16 protein-coding genes are annotated in these 21,138 nt (G+C 65.6%); 6 read left to right on the forward strand and 10 right to left on the reverse strand.

Annotation, left to right across the window (positions count from 1 at the left end; genetic code table 11):
* Positions 1-95: 95 nt before the first annotated feature.
* Positions 96-1,637, reverse strand: coding sequence for an acyl-CoA synthetase (locus J6500_RS27230; RefSeq protein ID WP_225715784.1), 1,542 nt, complete (start codon positions 1,635-1,637; stop codon positions 96-98).
* Between the two features lie 218 nt (positions 1,638-1,855).
* Here J6500_RS27230 and J6500_RS27235 point away from each other — a divergent pair, with 218 nt between their 5' ends.
* Positions 1,856-2,992 (forward strand): acyl-CoA dehydrogenase family protein, encoded by a 1,137-nt coding sequence (locus tag J6500_RS27235; protein ID WP_225715785.1) that lies wholly within the window; start codon positions 1,856-1,858, stop codon positions 2,990-2,992.
* A 293-nt stretch (positions 2,993-3,285) separates the two neighbouring features.
* Here J6500_RS27235 and J6500_RS32025 read toward each other — a convergent pair whose 3' ends face one another.
* Positions 3,286-4,059 (reverse strand): helix-turn-helix transcriptional regulator, encoded by a 774-nt coding sequence (locus tag J6500_RS32025; protein ID WP_225715786.1) that lies wholly within the window; start codon positions 4,057-4,059, stop codon positions 3,286-3,288.
* A 173-nt stretch (positions 4,060-4,232) separates the two neighbouring features.
* Here J6500_RS32025 and J6500_RS27245 point away from each other — a divergent pair, with 173 nt between their 5' ends.
* Both J6500_RS27245 and J6500_RS27250 read left to right on the forward strand, forming a co-directional pair.
* A complete protein-coding gene (locus tag J6500_RS27245) occupies positions 4,233-4,889 on the forward strand; it encodes a glutathione S-transferase family protein (protein ID WP_225715787.1) in 657 nt (218 codons plus the stop codon).
* 115 nt (positions 4,890-5,004) lie between these two features.
* The gene (locus tag J6500_RS27250; protein WP_249781686.1) at positions 5,005-5,823 is read left to right on the forward strand and encodes a helix-turn-helix domain-containing protein; all 819 of its coding nucleotides are present in this window, start codon (positions 5,005-5,007) and stop codon (positions 5,821-5,823) included.
* A gap of 18 nt (positions 5,824-5,841) precedes the next feature.
* On the opposite strand, the gene J6500_RS27255 is transcribed toward J6500_RS27250, so the two are convergent.
* On the reverse strand, positions 5,842-7,065 hold the full coding sequence (locus J6500_RS27255) for an ABC transporter substrate-binding protein (protein WP_225715788.1): 1,224 nt from the start codon (positions 7,063-7,065) through the stop codon (positions 5,842-5,844).
* Positions 7,066-7,277: 212 nt separating this feature from the next.
* Between J6500_RS27255 and J6500_RS27260 the strand changes: the two genes are divergently transcribed.
* The 3 genes from J6500_RS27260 to J6500_RS27270 all read left to right on the forward strand — a co-directional run bounded on the left by J6500_RS27260 (position 7,278) and on the right by J6500_RS27270 (position 11,853).
* Positions 7,278-8,144, forward strand: coding sequence for a beta-keto acid cleavage family enzyme (locus J6500_RS27260; RefSeq protein WP_225715789.1), 867 nt, complete (start codon positions 7,278-7,280; stop codon positions 8,142-8,144).
* A gap of 116 nt (positions 8,145-8,260) precedes the next feature.
* Positions 8,261-9,877 carry an acyl-CoA carboxylase subunit beta gene (locus tag J6500_RS27265; RefSeq protein WP_225715790.1) on the forward strand — a complete coding sequence of 539 codons (1,617 nt, stop codon included), beginning with the start codon at positions 8,261-8,263 and terminating at the stop codon, positions 9,875-9,877.
* Positions 9,874-11,853 (forward strand): acetyl/propionyl/methylcrotonyl-CoA carboxylase subunit alpha, encoded by a 1,980-nt coding sequence (locus tag J6500_RS27270; RefSeq protein ID WP_225715791.1) that lies wholly within the window; start codon positions 9,874-9,876, stop codon positions 11,851-11,853. The genes J6500_RS27265 and J6500_RS27270 overlap by 4 nt, the downstream gene beginning before the upstream one ends.
* 141 nt (positions 11,854-11,994) lie before the next feature.
* On the opposite strand, the gene J6500_RS27275 is transcribed toward J6500_RS27270, so the two are convergent.
* The 7 genes from J6500_RS27275 to J6500_RS27305 form a co-directional block, all read right to left on the reverse strand.
* A complete protein-coding gene (locus tag J6500_RS27275) occupies positions 11,995-12,990 on the reverse strand; it encodes an ABC transporter ATP-binding protein (RefSeq protein ID WP_225715792.1) in 996 nt (331 codons plus the stop codon).
* A complete protein-coding gene (locus J6500_RS27280) occupies positions 12,987-14,000 on the reverse strand; it encodes an ABC transporter ATP-binding protein (RefSeq protein ID WP_225715793.1) in 1,014 nt (337 codons plus the stop codon). The genes J6500_RS27275 and J6500_RS27280 overlap by 4 nt, the downstream gene beginning before the upstream one ends.
* On the reverse strand, positions 14,000-14,893 hold the full coding sequence (locus J6500_RS27285) for an ABC transporter permease (RefSeq protein ID WP_225715794.1): 894 nt from the start codon (positions 14,891-14,893) through the stop codon (positions 14,000-14,002). Before J6500_RS27285 ends, J6500_RS27280 begins: the two co-directional genes overlap by 1 nt.
* A 473-nt stretch (positions 14,894-15,366) precedes the next feature.
* Positions 15,367-16,314: an ABC transporter permease gene (locus J6500_RS27290; protein ID WP_225715795.1), complete on the reverse strand. Its 948-nt coding sequence runs from the start codon at positions 16,312-16,314 to the stop codon at positions 15,367-15,369.
* Between the two features lie 232 nt (positions 16,315-16,546).
* On the reverse strand, positions 16,547-18,145 hold the full coding sequence (locus tag J6500_RS27295; protein WP_225715796.1) for an ABC transporter substrate-binding protein: 1,599 nt from the start codon (positions 18,143-18,145) through the stop codon (positions 16,547-16,549).
* Between the two features lie 404 nt (positions 18,146-18,549).
* Complete coding sequence (locus tag J6500_RS27300; RefSeq protein ID WP_225715797.1) at positions 18,550-19,437, reverse strand: TauD/TfdA dioxygenase family protein; 888 nt, start codon at positions 19,435-19,437, stop codon at positions 18,550-18,552.
* Between the two features lie 97 nt (positions 19,438-19,534).
* On the reverse strand, positions 19,535-21,085 hold the full coding sequence (locus J6500_RS27305) for an AMP-binding protein (RefSeq protein ID WP_225715798.1): 1,551 nt from the start codon (positions 21,083-21,085) through the stop codon (positions 19,535-19,537).
* Positions 21,086-21,138: the final 53 nt, after the last annotated feature.

Below are 21,138 nucleotides of genomic sequence, written 5' to 3' on the forward strand. Positions count from 1 at the left end.
GACTGCGACAAACCCGCAGCCGGTCCCGATAGACGGCTACGGGGCACTCGGTTTATCGCGGCATGAGCAGGCAAACGCGAGACACGTTTGCGCCATCACGCCGCGGTATCGGTCGGCTTCGGCTGGCTGAATTGCTGCCGCAGGGTCGGCTTATGAATTTTGCCCGTCGCATTGCGCGGCAGGGCGTCGACAAATTCGACCACGCGCGGGCATTTGAACCGCGCCAGATTGGCCTGGCAGTGGGCGTGGATCTCGGCCGCCGCCAGCGTATGGCCCTGCTTGACCGCGATGATGGCCATGCCGACCTCGCCCCATTGCTCGCTCGGGATGCCGATCACGGCGGCCTCGGCGACCGCGCTCAATTGATGCAGCACGCTCTCGACTTCGGCCGGATAGACGTTCTCGCCGCCGGAGATGTACATATCCTTCCAGCGGTCGACGATGTAGTAGAAGCCGTCCTCGTCCATCCGTGTGGCGTCGCCGGTGTGCAGCCAGCCGTCGGTGAAGGAGGCGGCGTTGGCGTCCGGCCTGTTCCAGTAGCCCGGCGTGATGTTCGGGCCCTTGACCCAGAGTTCGCCGAGTTCGCCGACCGCGGCATCCGTGCCATCCGGCCGCACGATCCGCACTTCCGTGTGCAGCACCGGCTTGCCGGAGGAGCCGGCCTTGCGCGCGGCGTCCTCGCGGTCGAGCACCATCACCGCCGGCGAGGTCTCGGTCATGCCGTAGCCCTGTTGCAGCGCGACGCCGCGCGCCTCCCAGGTCTTGAGCAGCGGCACCGGCATCGGCGCGCCGCCGACGCCGCCGACGATCAGGCGGCTGAAATCCGCGCTGGCGAACGCCGGGTGCTGCGACATGAACTGGTAGATCGAGGGCACGCCGAAGAACACGTTGATGCCCTGTGCGGGATCGCTGATCAGCCGCAGCGCCTCTGCGGGATCGAACACGCGCATGATCAGCACCGTGCCGCCGGCATGCAGCACCGGATTGGTGTAGCAATTCAGCCCGCCGGTGTGGAACAGCGGCAGCACCGTGAGCAGAACCGACGACGGCGAGATGCAGGCCGGGCCGCCGAGATTGACGCAATTCCAGAACGTCATTCCATGGGTGATGATCGCGCCCTTGGGCTGGCCCGTGGTGCCCGAGGTGTACATGATGGTCGAGATGTCATCGAGCGTGACCTGTTCGAACCGCTCGAGCGGCTTTGCCGCCGCGATGCCGGCCTCATACGAACTGCCGGGACCGAACCGCATTGCAGATGCGACATTGCACAGCTTGGCGACCGCGAGTGCCGCCTCGGCGAGATCGTCGTCATGGATCATGACCTTGGGCGAGGCGTCGCCGACGATGTAGTGCAATTCGGGCACGGTGAGGCGGGTGTTGAGCGGCAGGAACACCGCGCCGATCCGGAAGCAGGCGAACTGCACCTCCAGCGTATCCGTCGTGTTCAGCGCCAGCACCGCGACGCGATCGCCGCTGGTAACCCCGAGCCGGTCGCGCAGATGGGTGGCGAGCCGTGAGACGCGGTCGTCCAGTTGCGCATAGGTGAAGCTGCGGCCGCTGGCGAGATCGACCAGCGCGATCTTGTCCGATGCGCGCCGGCGATGATGCGCGATCCAGTCGTAATAACGAACCGGCAAGTGTCCCTCCTCGAGGAGCGGCAGTCTTGCGCCGCCTGCTCCTGGTTCGATTGATGCTATGAATTGGCAGTGGAGGGGCGGCGGCGGGATACTGTCTTGCGTCTAGTGGCTGGCGCATCGGCCGGAACGGGTGCCTGCCCAAGTGGCAGCCACTCGACGCAAGTTAGCCCGGGGAAATCCGGACATCGTCGGATGCAGGAATCAACGGAGCAAGGCGCATGGCAAACCCGTTCTACACCAGCGAGCATGAGGCGTTTCGCGAGGTGATGCACCGTTTTGTGGCGAAGGAAATCGAGCCCTACGCCCATCAATGGGACGAGGCCGGCGAGTTTCCGCGCGAGCTCTATGCCAAGGCGTCCGAGATCGGGCTGCTCGGCCTCGGCTTCCCGGAAGAATATGGCGGTATCGCCGCCGACCAGTTCATGAAGATCGTGGCCTCGCAGGAGCTGGCACGGGCCGGCGCCGGCGGCGTCTCCTCCAGCCTGATGAGCCACACCATCGGCTCGCCGCCGATCGCCCGCGCCGCACGACCCGAGGTCAAGGCGCGGGTGCTGCCCGAGGTGCTGGCGGGCAGGAAGATCTCCGCGCTCGCCATCACCGAGCCGAGCGGCGGCTCCGATGTCGCCAATCTGCGCACCAGGGCACGGCGCGAGGGCGATCATTACATCGTCAGCGGCGAGAAGACCTTCATCACCTCGGGGATGCGGGCCGACTATCTGACGGTCGCGGTGCGCACCGGCGGCGAAGGCCCCTCGGGCGTCAGCCTGCTACTGGTCGAGGGCGATACGCCGGGGCTATCCCGCACCAAGCTCAAGAAGATGGGCTGGTGGGCCTCCGACACCGCGACACTGCATTTCGACGAATGCCGCGTGCCCGTGGAACACCTGATCGGCGAGGAAGGCCAGGGCTTCAAGATCATCATGCAGAATTTCAACAGCGAGCGGATGGGCATGGCGGCGAGCTGCACCGCCTATGCCCGCGTCTGCCTCGACGAGGCGATCGCCTATGCCAAAGAGCGCAAGACGTTCGGCAAGCCGATCGCCCAGCACCAGGTGATCAGGCACAAGATCGTCGACATGGCGCAGAAGGTCGCGGCCTCGCAGGCGATGCTCGAAATGCTGGCGTGGCGGCTCGGCCAGGGCGAGAGCCCGGTCGCCGAAATCTGCATGATGAAGAACCAAGCCACCCAGACCATGGCGCACTGCGCCTCCGAGGCGGTGCAGATCTTTGGCGGCACCGGCTTCATGCGCGGCGTCAAGGTCGAGCGCATCTACCGCGAGGTCAAGGTCAATGCGATCGGCGGCGGCACCGAGGAGATCATGAAGGACCTGGCGTCGCGGCAGATGGGGCTGTGAGGCGCCCAGGCCGGTGCAGTTTCGGAATAATGGAATAATACCGGTGAGTTGCCCGACGTGTCAAGCCGCATGATCGAGCCGCCCGGTCCAGCGCCGGCCGCCACCGGCTCCTTTGCATGGGGTTGTTTTTCGAGATTTGGGGAAGGTCGTCATTCCGGGGCGTCCGCAAAGCGGGCGAGCCCGGAATCCATCAAGCCGCGGACTCGATGCAAAGTGGATTCCGGAATCGTGCGCATCGGGCGCGCGTTCGCGCGACCCGTTGGCGCGCCCCGGAATGACGATAGGACGGCATACTACTTCAGCGCGGCGATCAGCTGGCTGCGCTTGCTGATGCCGAGGCGCTCATAGATGCCGCGGAAATGATTGCCGACGGTGTTCTCGGAAATGCCGAGGCGGGCGGCGATAGTCTTGTCCGGTAGGCCCATCAGCGCGAGGTCGACCAGCTGCCGCTGCCGGTCCGTGAGCTTCGACAGGTCGATAGCCGACGCCGCCACCTGCTCGGTGGCGAGGAACAGCGCGTGCAGCACCGGGGCGATCAGATTGAGCGAGGCTCGCGTGCGGACGGGATCGTCAGCCGCGATGCCGGCGAAGCTGATATAGGTGCCGGTGCTCGCGAAGGGATCGACGACGCCATGCGCCGCGATCACCCCGAGCGAGAATTGCCTGATCTCGTCGAGCTCGCGCTTGCTGGCGAATGGCGGCGGCGCGGCCGGGTCGAGGATGAAGGCGGCGCGGTTCTGCACCCACCAGGCGAAGCAGCCGCGCGATGCGAGATCGAACGCGGTATCGAGGGTTGCGATGAAGTCCGGTTGGTGGCCAGAGGTCACCAGGTTGCGCATCCGAATGCGCCCGCCGGACAGCCGGCCATAGCTGCCGAGGAAGCGCTCGAACGGGAAGAAGCTGCGCAGCGGTCCTTCGACCCAGCTCACGATCTGGCTCTCCGCAATCGCGCCCGCCGGGACCGCGCCCAGGGCGTCGCCCCAGGCCTTGAGGTCGAGCCCAGAGGAGATGCTCGCGGTAGCGACGGCCTTGGCCTGCTTGCGGGCGCCGCCCTTCGAGCCCTGCACTCGCCGCCCCGATCTCCGCATCATTTCCGCCCTGCCCGACGCCGATTCATCCTAGGATGAATTGCACGATCCCACCAGCGAGGGGCAGCCACTCAGCGCAAGTTGGCCGTGGCGCTTTTCGGCATCGTCGCGCCGCTGCTCGTACGAGGCCTTGTTGCAGGAGGAAACGCCCGATGATCACGCTCTATCACTGCGACGCTGCGCGCTCGTTCCGTCCGCTGTGGATGCTGGAGGAGCTTGGGCTGCCCTATGAGCTGAAGATGCTGCCGTTCCCGCCGCGCGTCTTCGCCAAGGCGTATCTCGGCATCAATCCGCTCGGCACCATCCCCTTTATGATCGACGGCGAGACGAAGATGACGGAGTCCTCCGGCATCTGTCATTACCTCGGTACCAAATACGGGCCGACGCCGCTGATCGTCGGCCTCGACGAGCCGGCCTATGGCGCCTTCCTGAACTGGATGTATTTTTCCGACGCCACTCTGACTTTTCCGCAGACGCTGGTGCTGCGCTACAGCCAGCTCGAGCCGGAGGAGCGGCGCAACCCGCAGGTCGCGGGCGACTATGCAAAATGGTTCCTGGGCCGCCTGCGCGCAGTGGAGGCGGCGACCGCAAATGCGGAATTCCTCTGCGCCGGCCGTTTCACCGCCGCCGACATCGCCAACGGCTATGCGCTCCGGCTTGCCGACAATATCGGCCTCGCCAAGGATTTCGGGCCGAAGGTCACGGCCTATTGGGCCCGCCTGCAGCAGCGCGACGGCTTTCGGCGCGCGGTGGCGGCGGAACAAAAAGCCGGGCAGGAACAGAATGTTGCGCCAAGGATGCGGCCGTGATCGCGGCGGCGGCGATCCGTCCCGGAATTGATCCAGAGCGTCGGTGACAGCCTGCGATTTTGCGCTATGGTAGCCCGCCGCAGCGGCCAAAAGAGCCGCGCGAGGAGGAACCGCCATGGACGCCGTCGTGGACCCACAACGCCAGGATTCCGGCCACCGGATGCTGATCACGCCGGAGCGTGTGTTCTATGCCGGCTTGCTCGGCCGTCCGCGCGAGCGGTGTCCGGGCGCCTTCCACGTCTATGTCGCAATCCGCGATGCCCTCCACCTGGCGACCAGCGACGGCCAACAGGCGCACGGCGAGCTTGCCGTCACGATGCCGAACCTGCGCCACACCATCACCAGCGAATACCGCGCGGCGATCTGCGTCGCGATCGAGCCGGAGAGCGTGCCCGACGGCACGCTGGAGGCGGTCGCGCGCCGCTTGCAGGGGCCGGACGCCGGCCTGTTCGCGAACCGCATCCGCGCCGCCTATGCGACGCTCGCCGACATGCAGTATCGCGACGCGATCTCGAACGCCGAGTTCGACACCATGTGTTTCGGCGACGCGCTGCCGCAGCGCGTGCTCGATCCGCGCGTGGTGCGGGCGATCGCCCGGATCGGCCAGTTCTCCGGCGAGCCGGTGACGGCGGCCGGCTGCGCGGCTGAAGCCGGACTGTCGCCGTCGCGCTTCCTGCATCTGTTCAAGGAAGAGACCGGGATTTCTTTCCGCTCCTTCCGCGCCTGGAAGCGCGCGCGGCATCTGCTGCACTTCGCCAACCAGGACATCAACCTCGCGCATCTCGCGCAGGACATCGGCTATCCCGATAGCACCCACTTCAGCCACTCGATCCGCCGCTTCTACGGTCTGAAGCCGCGCGCGATCTTCTCCGGCTCGCGCGATCTCGCGATCTATCGCGCGGGGCAGGTGGTGGGGGAGCGCGCGCTGCCGTAGCTCGCAATGACGGCGTGACTACAAATTCGCGCCCTGGATCACCTCGCCGAACCGCAGCCATCCCGAGCCCTCGATCCGCTGCAGCTGCAGCTGCTGCAGCGGGTGGTGATTGGTCGGGCTGGTGTTGACGCGGATGCCCGGCAGCAGCGTCGGCACTTCGACATCCTTCAGATCGTTCGCCTGCGCCATGATATTGTCGCGGGTGAAATTGCCCTTGCACTGTTCGAGCACGATCTTGAGCACCTGCGCGACCGTGTAGGCATAGAGGTTGTAGCCCTCCTTCGGATTGCCGTCGGGAAAGTACTTTTCCATGAAGGCGAGGAAATTCTTTACCCCGGGATCGTTGGTCCAGGCCGGGTCGGCGACGTCCTTGACATAGGCCGACGAGATCGTGCCCTGCGCCTTGTCGAAGCCGACCGGCGCGATGGTCGATGAGATCGACGCCGCGCCGCTGGCGATGAAATGCATCGGCTTCCAGCCGAGCTCATAGATCTTGCGCATCGACTGTGCGCAGAATTTGGCCGTGGTGCCCGAGATCAGCACGTCGGCATTGCTGCTCCGCAGGGCGACGATCTGAGAGTCGATTGTGGGATCGGTGACCTCGTGTGAGGCCACGGTCACCGCGCTGGCGAACTTCTCGCCCAGCACGTCCCTGGCGCCGGCGACGAAATCCTTGCCGAGGTCGTCGTTCTGATGGAGCACCGCGAACTTCGCATTCGGATTCCGGCTCAGCGCATATTTGACGAACACCTGCGCCTCGGTGCGCGCGCTCGGCGCAAAGCCCATGGTCCAGGGATAGGTCTTGTAGTCGCCCCATTTGTCGCCGTTCACCGACAGAAACAGATGCGGCACCTTCGCCGCGTTGATGTATTTCACAACGGCCGAGTTCGGCGCGGTGCCGAGCATGTTGAACAGGAAGGCGACATTGTCGCTCTCGATCAGGCGGCGCACCTGCTCGACCGTCTTCGCCGGATTGAACGCGTCGTCGTAGTAGATGTACTTGATCTGCCGCCCGGCGATGCCGCCTTGCTCGTTCAGCATCCTGAAATAGGCTTCCTGGCAGCGCGCCTGCACGCCGAGCGCCGACACCGGGCCGCTTAGCGATGTCGTGCTGCCGATCCTGATCTCCGTCGCGGTGACGCCCGGTGTGTCTTCGGCGAGCGAAGGGCGGATGCCGGAGACTGCGGTGAGGCCGGCGCTCGCGGCGCCCGCGAGCCATGTACGGCGGTTGATCGAGATCATGACGTCCTCCCCCGAATCCCGGCTTGTTTTGCCGCCTTTGCTTGCCGCGGAGGTTACGCGGCGATGCTGCCTTGCGTCTTGTGTTAACCGGCTGGTGCCTGTCGCGGCGCGAGCGCGGGCGGGTAGCCAGTCAACGCAAGATGACGCCAAGACAAATTTCCCATCATGGGAAAATCAGCAGCGCTGTCGCGCTGCAACCGGGACAATCGAACATGGGCGACAAGGCCGTCATCACCTGTGCGCTGAACGGCGTGCTCACCGACCCGAAGCAGCACAATGTGCCGGTGACGCCGGAAGAGATGGCGCGCGAGGCCAAGGCCGCATTCAACGCCGGCGCCAGCATCATGCACATCCATCTGCGCCAGCAGGAGCCGAACAAGGGCCATCTGCCGTCGTGGGAGGTCAGCGTCAGCAAGGAGATTCAGCAGGCGATCCGCGAGGCCTGCCCCGGGGTGATCATCAATCACACCACCGGCACCTCAGGCCCGAACTACCAGGGCGCGCTCAACTGCGTGCGTGAGACCAGGCCCGAGATCGCGGCCTGTAACGCCGGCTCGCTGAATTATCTGAAGGTCAAGGCCGACAACACCTGGGCGTGGCCGCCGATGATGTTCGACAACGCGGTCGAGAAGGTGCAGGACTATCTCGACGTGATGAAGGAAGCGGGCACGATCCCGGAGTTCGAATGCTTCGATGTCGGCATCGTGCGCTGCGTCGGCATGTACCGGCAGACCGGCATGTATTCCGGCCCGCTCGAGTATAATTTCGTGATGGGCGTCGCCTCGGGCATGCCGGCCGATCCGGAACTGCTGCCGATCCTTTTGAAGCTGAAGGCACCGGAGGCGCATTGGCAGGTCACAGCGATCGGCCGCGTCGAGATTTGGCCGCTGCATCAGCGCTGCGCCGACCTCGGCGGCCATCTGCGCAGCGGGCTGGAGGATACGTTCTATCTCGGCGATGGCACCAAGGTAACGTCGAACGGGCAACTGGTCGAGGCGCTGGCCGCCTGCGCGCGGCGCGCCGGGCGCGAGATTGCGAGCCCGGCCGAAGCGCGGACAATCTTTGGAACGAGGCATTGATCGTCATTCCGGGATGCGCCGCAGGCGCAGGTCCGGAATCCATAACCACGATCGTGAGTATGGATTCCGGGCTCAGCCCTTCGGGCTGCCCCGGAATGATGGAAGGGGATTAGTTCATGCCCATCATTGAGAACACCATCGCCACCGGCAGCGCCACCTACCTTGCCAATCGCGACGGCATGCTGGCGCTGATTGCCCGGATGCGGGCGCTGGAGGAGCGGACGCGTGCTGCGTCCGCCGCGGCAAAGGATCGCTTTCACAAGCGCGGCCAGCTCTTGCCGCGAGAGCGGGTCGCACTGGTGCTGGATCCCGGCTCGCCGTTTCTCGAGCTCTCGACGCTCGCCGGTTACATGTTCGACGTCCCGGATGCGGACAAGAGCGTGCCCGGCGGCGGCCTCGTCGCTGGCATCGGCTTCGTCTCAGGCATCCGCTGCATGGTCAGCGCCAATGATGCCGGCATCGATGCCGGCGCGCTGCAGCCTTACGGCCTCGACAAGACGCTGCGGGTGCAGGAACTGGCGCTGGAGAACAAGCTGCCCTATGTGCAGCTGGTCGAGAGCGCGGGCGCGAACCTGCTGCGCTACCGCGTCGAGGATTTTGTCCGCGGCGGCAACATCTTTCGCAATCTGGCGCGGCTGTCGGCGGCGGGGCTTCCGGTCGTCACCGTCACCCACGGCTCCTCGACCGCGGGTGGAGCCTATCAGACCGGACTGTCCGATTACATCGTGATGGTGCGCGGCCGCACCCGCGCCTTCCTCGCCGGGCCGCCGCTGCTGAAGGCCGCTACTGGCGAGATCGCGACCGAGGAAGAGCTCGGCGGCGCCGAAATGCACACCTCGATCTCCGGCCTCGGCGATTACCTTGCCGAGGACGACCGCGATGCGCTGCGCATCGCGCGCGACATCATGGCCAAGCTGCCCTGGGACCGGCCGAAGCACGAGGTGGCTTCATTCAAGCCGCCGCGCTACGATGCGGAGGAATTGCTCGGCATCATGCCGATGGACCACAAGCGGCCCGTGGACATGCGGCAGGCGATCGCGCGCTTCGTCGATGACTCCGATTTCACCGAGTTCGGCGCCAATTACGGCCCGGCGACGGTCTGCGGCCACGCCCGCATCGAGGGCCACGCGATCGGCATCATCACCAATAACGGCCCGCTCGACGTGCCCGGCGCCAACAAGGCGACGCATTTCATCCAGGCCTGCTGCCAGTCGCGCACGCCGATCCTCTACATGAACAACACCACCGGCTACATGGTCGGCAAGGCCTATGAAGAGGCCGGCATGATCAAGCACGGCTCGAAGATGATCCAGGCGGTGACCTCGGCGACGGTACCGCAGATCACGCTGTATTGCGGCGCCTCGTTCGGCGCCGGCAATTACGGCATGTGCGGCCGCGGCTTCCACCCGCGCTTCTGCTTCTCCTGGCCGAATGCCAAGACCGCCGTGATGGGCGGCGAGCAGGCCGCCGAAACCATGGCGATCGTCACTGAAGCCGCGGCGGCACGGCGCGGCAAGCCGGTCGAGAAGGAGAAGCTGGAGGCGATGAAGGCGCAGATAACAGGCGTGTTCGACGACCAGATGGACGTGTTCTCGACCAGCGCCCGCGTGCTCGACGACGGCGTGATCGATCCGCGCGACACCCGCAGCGTGCTTGCCGAAGTGCTGTCGATCTGCCGTGAGGCCGAGGCCCGCAACCCGCAGCGCATGCAGTTCTCGGTGGCGCGGCCATGAGCGGGGCAGAGGTGAAGCGGACGCCGTTCTTCAAGATCCTGATCGCCAACCGCGGCGAGATCGCGCTGCGCATCATGCGAACAGCGCGGCGGCTCGGCTACGGCGTGGTCGCGGTCTATTCCGATGCCGACCGCGACGCGCTGCATGTGCGCGAGGCCGATCAGGCGGTGCGGATCGGCGAGGCGCTGCCGGCGCAATCCTATCTCAAGATCGACGCGATCATCGCTGCGGCCAAGGCCAGCGGCGCCGGTGCGGTGCATCCCGGCTACGGCTTCCTCGCCGAGAAAGAGGCTTTCGCGCAGGCCTGCCGCGACGCCGGGCTGGTGTTCATCGGCCCGTCGCCGGAAGCGATCCGCGCGATGGGCAACAAGGCCGGTGCCAAGGACATCATGCAAAGGGCCGGCGTGCCCTGTGTGCCCGGCTATCAGGGCGCCGACCAGAGCGACGCCGTCATGCTGACCGAGGCAAAGACGATCGGCTTTCCGGTGATGATCAAGGCGGTCGCCGGCGGCGGCGGCCGCGGCATGCGGCTGGTCGCGGATGCCGCCGCGTTCCCAGATGCGCTGCGTAGCGCGCGCTCGGAAGCGCAGGGCGCGTTCGGCGATCCCACCGTGATTCTCGAGCGTGCCATCGTCGATCCCCGCCACATCGAAATCCAGGTGTTCCGGGACCGCCATGGCAATGCCATCCATCTTGGCGAGCGCGACTGCTCGGTGCAGCGGCGGCATCAGAAGCTGGTCGAGGAAGCCCCGTCGCCGGCTGTGACGCCGGAGCTGCGGGCGCGGATGGGCGCGGTCGCCGTGCAGGCGGTCAAGGCGATCGGCTACGAGGGCGCCGGCACGCTGGAGTTCCTGCTCGACCGCGACGGGCATTTCTACTTCATGGAGATGAACACGCGGCTGCAGGTCGAGCACCCCGTGACCGAGGCGATCACCGGGCTCGATCTGGTCGAATTGCAGCTCCGTGTCGCACGCGGCGAGCCGCTCGGATTGAAGCAAGAGCATATCGGCTTCTCCGGCCATGCCATCGAGGTGCGGCTGTGCTCGGAGGATGCCGTGCACGACTTCATGCCGCAGTCGGGGCGGATGGCGCGGTGGCAGATGCCGGCGGATATCCGCGTCGAGCACGCGCTGCAATCCGGGTCCGAAATTCCGCCGTTCTATGACTCGATGATCGCCAAGGTGATCAGCCATGGCGCGACCCGCGATGAGGCGCGCGGCAGACTGATCTGCGCGCTGGAGCAGGTCACGGCGTTTGGCGTCACCACCAATCAGGGCTTCTTAATCGATTGCCTGCGCCATCCGGTATTTGCCAAAGGCAAGGCGACCACAGCCTTTATCGCTGACAACCGCGATGCGCTGCTGGCGCCGCGCGCCGATCGCGGCAGCGACCTCGCGCTGGCGGCGCTGCTGCTCTACGTCACCCATCCGCACGCGCCGTCCTGGCAGCGCGGCCGGTCGCTGGCAGCGACATTTCCGCTCGGCCTGCGGATCGATCTCGGCCACGGCGTACAGGAGATCGAGGTGTTTCGCGAACGCGACGGCGGCTACTTCATAGCCCGCAATGGCGACCGGCTCAGCTTCGAGATCGACGATCTCGGTTCGGACAACATCCGCTTCCGCCGCGACGGCCTGATGGATTCGGCGAAATTCCTGCGCGATGGCGACCGGCTCTTCATCCTGCACCGCGGCGTCACGCTGGCGGTCCGCGATCTCACTCTCGCGCCGCCGGAGAGCGCAACCGCCACCGGCGGCGACGGCAAGGTCCGCGCCGCCATGAACGGCCGCGTCGTCGCGGTGCTGGTGAAGGCCGGGGACAAGGTCGCGGCCGGCCAGCCGGTGATGACGCTGGAGGCGATGAAGATGGAGCACGTCCACATCGCGGGCGTCGCCGGCACGGTGTCGGCGATCGATGTCGCCGAGGGCGAGCAGGTGACGACGGGGAGGATCGTGGTGGAGATCGAGGCGGCCGCATAACCCCGTCGTCCCGGGCAAGCGAAGCGCGACCCGGGACCAATAACCACAGGATTGAGTTGTTGAAGAGGTCCGCGGCCCCAGCGTCGTGCAACAACCGCCTTTTGTGGCAATGGGCCCCGGCCTTCGCCGGGACGACAGTGATTATGGGGCCGCTTGCCCCGTCCCGTCATTCAGCCAGCATGCCACCTGATGTCCCGTGCCTGCCGCCTTCAGCGCCGGCCGCTCGGTCTTGCAACGATCGAATGCGTAGCGGCAGCGGGTGTGGAAGGCGCAGCCGGAGGGCGGGTTGATCGGGCTCGGTACGTCGCCGTCGATCTGCGGCGCGAGCCGCTTGGCCTTGGGGTCGGCGATCGGCACCGAAGCGAGCAGGGCCTGGGTGTAGGGATGGCGCGGATTGGCGAACAGTTCCTGCTTGTCGGCGATCTCGACGATGCGGCCGAGATACATCACCGCGACGCGGTGGCTGATATGGGCGACGACGGCGAGATCGTGGGCGATGAAGAGGTAGGAGAAGTTCTGTTCGCGCTGCAGGTCGATCAACAAGTTGATCACCTGCGCCTGGATCGAGACATCGAGCGCGGACACCGGCTCGTCGCAGACGATCAGCCGCGGCCCGAGCGACAGCGCGCGTGCGATGCAGATGCGCTGGCGCTGGCCGCCGGAGAACTGGTGCGGAAAGTTCTTCATCTGGTCGGGACGCAGGCCGACCTGCTGGAACAGCTCCGCGACCCGTTCCTGCTTCTTGGCGCCGGTGGCGAGGCCATGCACGCTCAGCGGCTCGCCGACAATGTCGCCGGCCGTCATGCGCGGGTTGAGCGAGGCGAACGGATCCTGGAACACGATCTGCATCGAGCGGCGATATGGCCGCAGCGCGGCCTTGCTGAGCGGCGCGATGTCCTCGCCATCGAGCCTGATCGCGCCGCTGGTCGGTTCGACCAGCCGCAGCACGGTGCGCGCCACCGTCGACTTGCCGCAGCCGGATTCGCCGACCAGGCCGAGCGTCTCGCCGGCGCCGAGCGTAAAGCTGACGCCGTCGACCGCATGCACGGTGCCGACCTGCCGGCGCAGCACGCCGCCGCGCACGGCGTAATGCTTGACGAGATCGGTGACCTCGAGGAGCGGCCGCTGTCCGGTCATGACGCCTCCGCCAATTCGCCGGCGCGCCAGCACGCCGCCCAGTGGTTGCTCTTGATCTCGCTCAGCGGCGGATATTCCTGGCGGCAGCGGTCGACCGCCAGCTTGCAGCGCGGCGCGAAGGCGCAGCCTGGCGGCAGTTTTGTCAGCGACGGCACCATCCCGGGAATTTCGGTCAGCCGCGCATCGGTTCTGGCGCCGAGCGCGATCACCGCCGGCATCGAGGCCATTAGCCCGCGTGTGTAGGGATGCAGCGGCGTTTCGAACAGTGCCTCGACGGTGGCCTCCTCGACCTTCTTGCCGGCATACATCACGATCACGCGCTGCGCGGTCTGCGCGACGACGCCGAGGTCGTGGGTAATCAGGATCAGCCCGGTGCCGAGCCGCTTCTGCAGGTCGACGATCAGTGCGAGGATCTGCGCCTGGATGGTGACGTCGAGCGCGGTGGTCGGCTCGTCGGCGATCAGCAGCACCGGTCGGCAGGCCAGCGCCATCGCGATCATCGCGCGCTGGCGCATGCCGCCGGAAAGCTGGTGCGGATATTCCAGCGCGCGCCGCTCCGGCTCCGGGATTCGCACCAGCCGCAACATGTCGACCGCTTGCTTCCAGGCCTCCTTGCTGCTGACATTCTGATGCAGCCGCACCGCCTCGATGATCTGGTCGCCGATACGCATCACCGGATTGAGCGAGGTCATCGGCTCCTGGAAGATCATGGAGATGCGGTTCCCCCTGATGTCGCGCATCGCGGCATCGTCGAGCTTGAGCAGATCCGTTCCCTCGAGCATCACCGATCCGCCGACGATGCGGCCGGGCGGGTCGGGCACCAAGCGCATGATCGACAGCGCGCTGACGCTCTTGCCGCAGCCGGACTCGCCGACGATCGCCAGCGTCTCGCCGCGGCCGACCGAGAACGAGACGTCGTCGACCGCGCGGAACAGGCCGGAATTGGTAAAAAACACCGTCTGCAGGTTCTTCACGTCGAGAACCGTCTCGCTCGCCTTTGTCTCGCTCATCAGCCGCGCTGCCTCGGGTCGAGGATGTCGCGCAGCGCATCGCCGAACAGATTGGTGCCGAACACCGCAAGACTGATCGCGATGCCGGGGAAGATCACCAGCCATGGCGCGACGCGGACATATTCGGCGGCGGATTCCGACAACATGCGGCCCCAGGACGGATAGGGTTCGGGAATGCCGAGGCCGAGGAACGACAGCGACGCCTCGGTCAGGATGGTGGAGCCGAGCTGTGCGGTGGCGAGCACGATCAGCGGCGCGATGGTGTTCGGCAGCACGTGGCGCAACGCGATCCGCATCTCGCTCATGCCGATCGACTTGGCGGCCTCGACGAACGGCTGTTCGCGCAGCGCCAGCGTGTTGGCGCGGATGACGCGGGCAACCGTCGGGATCAGCGGGATCGCGATCGCGAAGATCACGTTCTGCAGTGATGGGCCGAGCGCCGCGGTCATCACCAGCGCGAGCACCAGGAGCGGCAGCGATTGCAGGATGTCGGTCACCCGCTGGAACACGAGATCGACCCAGCCGGAGAGATAGCCCGAGGTGAGCCCGACGATCACGCCGAGTGTGGCGCCGAGCGCCGTCGAGCCGATGCCGACCGCCAGCGAGATCCGCGCGCCGTGGATGATGCGGCTCCAGACGTCGCGCCCGAACGAGTCGGTGCCGAACCAGTGCAGCGCCGAGGGCGGCGCGAGCCGGTGCGCGGAATCGACGCTGAGCGGATCGTAGCGGCTGATCAGGTCGGCGAACAGGGCCGTGCAGACGAACAGCACCATGATGGTCAGGCCGACGGTGCCGAGCACATGGCGCTGCGCCAGGAAGACGAACCGTCCCCAGCCGCTGGTGGCGTTGGCCCCGGCGCGCCGCAGTTCGCTATCGAAGTTGATCGTGGCCACGTTAGCTCCCTTCCCCCTCGCCCCGCTTGCGGGGAGAGGGTCGGGGTGAGGGGGAGTCTCCGCGAGGATGGTGTTCAGCGGGCGCGCGGCGACTCCCCCTCACCCGGATCGCATCTGCGATGCGACATAGCCGAAGCGTTGCTTCGGCGTTCTTCTCGACGGCCGCCAACGGGGGCCTATGCCTCTCCCCGCAAGCGGCAGGGCAATCGCATATGAAGGGCGCTGGATGAGCCGCTGGCTCACTTCGCCTCTCCCGCTTGCGGGGGAGGCCGGATCGCATCGCAGATGCGATCCGGGTGGGGGCTATTTCCACAGTATGATTCGTGGAGAGACCCCCACCCCAACCCTCCCCCGCAAGCGGGCGAGGGAGCCGACTGCCGATACTGGCGCCACCAGAGTTTTCATATGCGATTGCCCTGCCGCAAGCGGGGAGAGGTGAAGGCTGCACATGGCTCTTGATGAACGTTGCCATTCTAATCCCCAAACCGGATGCGCGGATCGATCGCGGCGTAGAGCATGTCGACGATGAAGTTCATGACCACCACCACGACGGCGATGAACATCACGAGGTTCTGCACGATCGGATAGTCGCGCCAGCGCAGCGCCTCGACCAGGAAGCGGGCGATGCCGGGGATGTTGAACACCGTCTCGGTGACGATCAGGCCGCCGATCAGGAACGCCGCCTCGATGCCGATCACGGTGATGACAGGCAGCACCGCGTTCTTCAGCGCGTGGTGGTAGTTGACCGAGGCTTCGGAGGCGCCCTTGGCGCGCGCGGTTCGGATGTAGTCCTGGCGCAGGATCTCCAGCATCGAGGAGCGGGTGATGCGCATCGTCAGCGCCGCGCTGCGGAAGCCGACCGCCGCAGCCGGCACGGCATAGATGGTGAACGCCTCGAACCAGGTCTTCGGGTTCGGGTTGAAGATCGGCATGGTGCCGAACATCGAGACCGAGGCCATCAGGATCAATAGGCCAAGCCAGAACGACGGCAGCGACAGGCCGCTGAGGCTGACCACCCGCAGCGCATAGTCGAGCCTCGAGCCCTGGTGGACGGCACTGATCACGCCGAGCGGAATGCCGATCGAGGCGGAGAACAATAGCGCCAGCCCCGCGAGCCGCGCCGTGATCGGGATCCGCGGCAGTATTTCATCGAGCGCGGGCTTCTCCGAGACGTAGGAGTAGCCGAGGTCGCCGTGCAAGAGGCCGCCGATCCAGCTGAGATACTGCACGACGATCGGCTGGTTGAGGCCGAGCTCGCGCTCGAGATTGGCTTTGTCGGCGGGATCGACGTAGCCGGCGGCGGCGAACAGGATGTCGACGATGTTGCCGGGCACCACGCGCAGCAGCACGAAGATGATGACCGAAATCCCGAACAGCGTGATCAGCATCAGGAACAGGCGCCGGACGATATAGGCAAACACCCTGGCTCTCTCCCTTTGTCCGACCCGCTATGGGATGTTCGGTTGAACTTGGCCGGCGGAGACCTTCACCTCTCCCCCAGCGGGGAGAGGTCGGCGCGAAGCGCCGGGTGAGGGGCCGCAGCTCCACGATAGTCCGTCACCCCTCACCCGCGCCTTCGGCGCGACCTCTCCCGATGGGAGAGGTGAAGAACGTCGCATGTCGGGCAGCGGCCGTCTCATCTCGTCGATACCGTTACTTGTCCAGCCAGACGTCCTCGTAGCGATAGCCGTTATAGGAGCTGTTTGACATCACCGTGATGTTCTTGACGTAAGGTGCCCAGCAGGTGCCGGTCCGCGCGTGGAAGATGATCGGGCGCGCGACGTCCTCCTGCAATTTCTTGTCGATCTCCCAGACCAGCTTCTTGCGTTTCTCGACGTCGGTTTCTTCCGACTGCTTGTCGAACAGCTTCTCGATATCCTTGTTGCAATAGTTGGTATAGTTCCGCTCCGAGCCGCAGGCGTAGTTCTCGTAGAACGACTGGTCGGGATCATCGACGGCGTTGCCGGTCAGATTGAGCCCGAGTGAATAGTCCTTGCGCGCGACCTTCGGAAACCATTGCGCGGTGTCGACGACGTCGAGCTCGGCGTCGATATAGATGCTCTTGAGCTGGTCGATCAGGATGATGGCGGGATCGCGGTAGACCGCGATGTTGCGCGTCGACACCTTGAGCTGCAGATGCTTGTCCGGGCCATAGCCCGCCTTCTGCATCAGCTTGCGCGCCTCCTCGCGGTTCTGCTCGATGTTCGGGCCGTAGCCGGGGATCGATTCCAGCATCTCCTTCGGCATCGCCCATAGCCCCTGCGGCGCCGGCTCCATGGTGCCGCCGATATCGCCCTGGCCCTCGAACATGATCTGGATGAACGCCTTGCGGTCGAGCGACAGCGCCAGCGCGCGGCGGATGTCGGCATTGTCGAACGGCGGGGAGGTCGAATTGACGATGATGTTGGTGGAGACGTTGTTCGGTTCCACCACGCAGACGGCGTTCGGCGCCTGCGCCTTGACGTCCTTGAGCAGCGGGATCGAAACCTCGGTCGGGAACGTCATGTCGAACTTGCCCGACACGAAGCCCAGGATCGCGGTCGAGCGGTTCGTGATGATGGTGAATTCGATGCCGTCGAGATAGGGCAGGCCCTTCTTGAAGTAATCCGGGTTCTTGGCCAGCTTGATCGACTCGTTGGCCTTGAACTCGACGAACTTGAACGGGCCGGTGCCGACAGGCTTGGTGCGCATCTCGGCCGGCGAGACGTGGCACGGATAGACCGGCGTGTAGCCCGAGGCCAGCAACGACAGCAGCGCCGGCTGCGGCCGCTTCAGCTTGAACGCGGCCTCATAATCGCCGTTGGTGGTGACCTCGTCGACCTGATCGTACCAGGACTTGCGCGGGTTCTGGCGGAACTTCTGCTGCGACTTGCCCATCAGCATGTCGAAAGTGCATTTGACGTCGGCCGCGGTGAACGGCTTGCCGTCGTGCCACTTCACGTCCTTGCGCAGCTTGAAGGTCAGCGTCTTGTTGTCGCCGCTCCAGGCCCAGCTCTCCGCGAGCTCCGGCCGGATCGTAGAGACGCTGTTCTGGGCGATGTGCTGGTCGAAGATGACGAGGTTGTTGAAGATCGGCATGAACGGAACGTTCAGCGAATAGGTCGCTCCCTCGTGGATCGAGGCGCTGCCGGGGCTGTCGCGGTGATAGATCCTGAAGATGCCGCCCGACTTCGGCTCGCCGGCCGCATAAGAGACGTCGCTGATCGCCAGAACAAACAACACCGCGACGGCCAGCGCTTGCACGCTCCGCATGGTCCCCTCCACAAACTCGGTCTCAAAGGCCGATTGGCATCGACGATACCACGGTGAGCCCGCCGGGCAACCGGCGCAGGTTGCGCCGGGATTGGCAATTCGGATGACACGCGAGACCAAAAATTTCCATGGACCGGGAATAATGTGGAGACGCACGGAACTCGCGGTTTGTTTTGCTATGCAGCGATGAGTTTCCGTTCTGCAATCAGCGACAGTTTGTCGCCGATGTGATGGTTCACCGAACTCAACGCCTCGCCCGTCATCGTGAGGTGCGAGCCCTTGCGCGCCTCGAAGGATGCACGGCCCGGCTGGTGGCCGATTCATCCTTCGAGGCTCCGCCCAGCGGCGCAAGTGCGCCGCAAGGCTCGCACCTCAGGATGACGGTGCGAGAGCAACGCTACACATCACTCCGCCGCTTGCGATGACGGCGGGGCCACGCTCGCGACGCCGTCGGCCTCCGTGGCCGAGATCGTGGTGCGGATCATCAGGCGGCCCTCATGTGCCGGCCACGGGCGGCCACGGTGCATGGTGGCGCGGTTGTCCCACATCACGACGTCGCCCTGCTTCCACGGATGCAGATAGCTGACGCCGGGCGCGGTCGCGGCTTCGGTCAACTGCTCGATCAGCGCCTTGCCCGCCTCCGCATCCATGCCCTCGACGCCATAGGCGTGCGAGGCGAGATAGAGCGCGCCACGGCCGTTGACCGGATTGCGCCACACCATGCGCCAGCACACCGGCGGCAGCGCGTCGACTTCCTCCGACGTCGCGAGCCCGGCGGCGACCTTGCTGCGCGAATGCGCGTAGGAGTGCCAGGCGAAGGAATTCTCCAGCCGCTTGGCGAGCTCCTTGTCGAGCCGCTCGAAGGCGAGCCGCGTCGAGACGAATTCGGTCTCGCCGCCATGCTCGGGGATGATGCGCGCCGACAGGATCGAGGTCAGCGCCGGCGTGCGCTTGAACGAGGAATCGGTGTGCCAGAGCTGGTTCGCCTTGGCGCGCAGCTGCTGGCGGTGATCCGATGGCACCACCTTGCCGTCGGGGCCGAAGGTCGAGAGAATGACGAAATGCGAGCCGGTGCCCATCGAGCCGACTTTTGTCACCTCGGGCGGGCCGAACCGGCGCGAGAAGGCGAGCTGGATGTCGTCGTTGACGTCCTGGCCGCGGAACACCAGCACCGAATGTTCCTCGAACGCAGCGCGCACCGCCGCATAGGCGGCGTCGCTCTGGGCGACATCGGCGAGGGTGACGCCGCGCAGTTCGGCGCCGAAACCCGGGGTGAGCGGGATCACGTCCATCGGCAAATCCTCCCTTTTTCTTTCTTGTTGGGCCGAGCCTATGGCAGAGCCGCACCGGCCGCAAATTCGTCGTGCGCGGAGCTGATGCGCGTCTCCATCACACGATGCGCGATGTCTTGTTGCCCCAGTAGCGGTCGCGCAACAGGCGCTTGTAGAGCTTGCCGGTCGGCAGCCGCGGCAGTTCGGCCTCGAAATCGACCGAGCGCGGCACCTTCTGCCGCGACAACGATTGCGCGCAGAACGCGATCAGCTCCTCGGCGAGTTCCGGACCGGGCGCAATGCCGTCGGCCGGCTGCACCACCGCCTTCACTTCTTCGCCGAGATCGGCATTGGGTACGCCGAACACCGCGGCGTCGGCGACCTTGGGGTGGGTGATCAGGAGGTTCTCGCATTCCTGCGGGTAGATGTTCACGCCGCCGGAAATGATCATGAAGGTGGCGCGGTCGGTGAGATAGAGGAAATTGTCGTCGTCGACATAGCCGACGTCGCCGACCGTGCTCATGCTGCCGTCGGCCGAGCGCGCTTCGGAGGTCTTGGCCGGATCGTTGAAATATTCGAACGGCGATGCGGTCTTGAACCACACCGTGCCGGGCTGGCCCTTCGGGCAAGGGTTCATGTTCTCGTCGAGGATGTGCAGGTCGCCGAGTAGCACCCTGCCGACGGTGCCGCGATGCGCCAGCCATTCCTCGCTGTTGCAGGCGGTGAAGCCGAGGCCCTCGGTGGCGCCGTAATATTCATGGATGATCGGGCCCCACCATTTGATCATGTCGTCCTTGACCAGCGCCGGGCAGGGCGCCGCGGCATGGATCGCGATCTCCAGCGACGACAGGTCGTAGCGGCTGCGCACCTCCTCGGGCAGCTTCAGCATGCGCGAGAACATGGTCGGCACCAGCTGGGTGTGGGTGATGCCCCATTGCTGCACGAGCTGCAAATAGCGCTCCGGATCAAAGCTCTCCATGATGACGACAGTACCGCCCATCCGGATGGTGAGATTGACCGCGGCCTGCGGCGCCGAGTGATAGAGCGGCGCGGGGGACAGATAGACCATGCCTTCGCGGTAATGCCAGAGCTTGGTCAGGAAATCGAACAGCGGCAGGTTCTGCGAGGGCGGCTGCTCCGGCAGCGGCCGCAGGATGCCTTTCGGGCGGCCGGTGGTCCCCGACGAATACAGCATTGCGGTGCCGGCAAACTCGTCCGCGATCGGCGTCGACGGCAGGCCGGCCGTGGCCTGCTCGAGCCCGACGATGCGCTCGCTTTCGCTCGTCCCGTCGACCACGATGCAGAGCTCGACCTGCGGACACTCCTTCAGCGCCTCGCGCGCGATGTCGAGTTTCAGCTGCGAGGTGATCAGGATCCGCGACTGGCTGTTGGTGAGGATATAGGCGAGCTCGCTTGGGGTGAGGAAGGAATTGACGCAGGTGAAATAGAGCCCGGAGCGCTCGCCGGCACCGCAGGCCTCGAGGTAGCGGTTGTTGTTCTCCATGAAGATCGAATAGTGGTCGAGCCGCTTCATCCCGCGCCGGCGGAACAGATGCGCGAGGCGGTTGTTGCGCGCCTCCAGCTCGCGATAGGTGACGATCTCGCCGGTGCCGGCCATGATGAAGGCGGGCTGCAGCGGACGCAGATAAGCATGCTTGCCGGTGTACATCGAGCTTCAGATCCCCCGTTTTGTCATGATGCGACGACGCGCGATCACATCAC

Source organism: Bradyrhizobium semiaridum, assembly GCF_020329505.1.
In the GTDB taxonomy this organism is placed as follows: domain Bacteria; phylum Pseudomonadota; class Alphaproteobacteria; order Rhizobiales; family Xanthobacteraceae; genus Bradyrhizobium; species Bradyrhizobium semiaridum.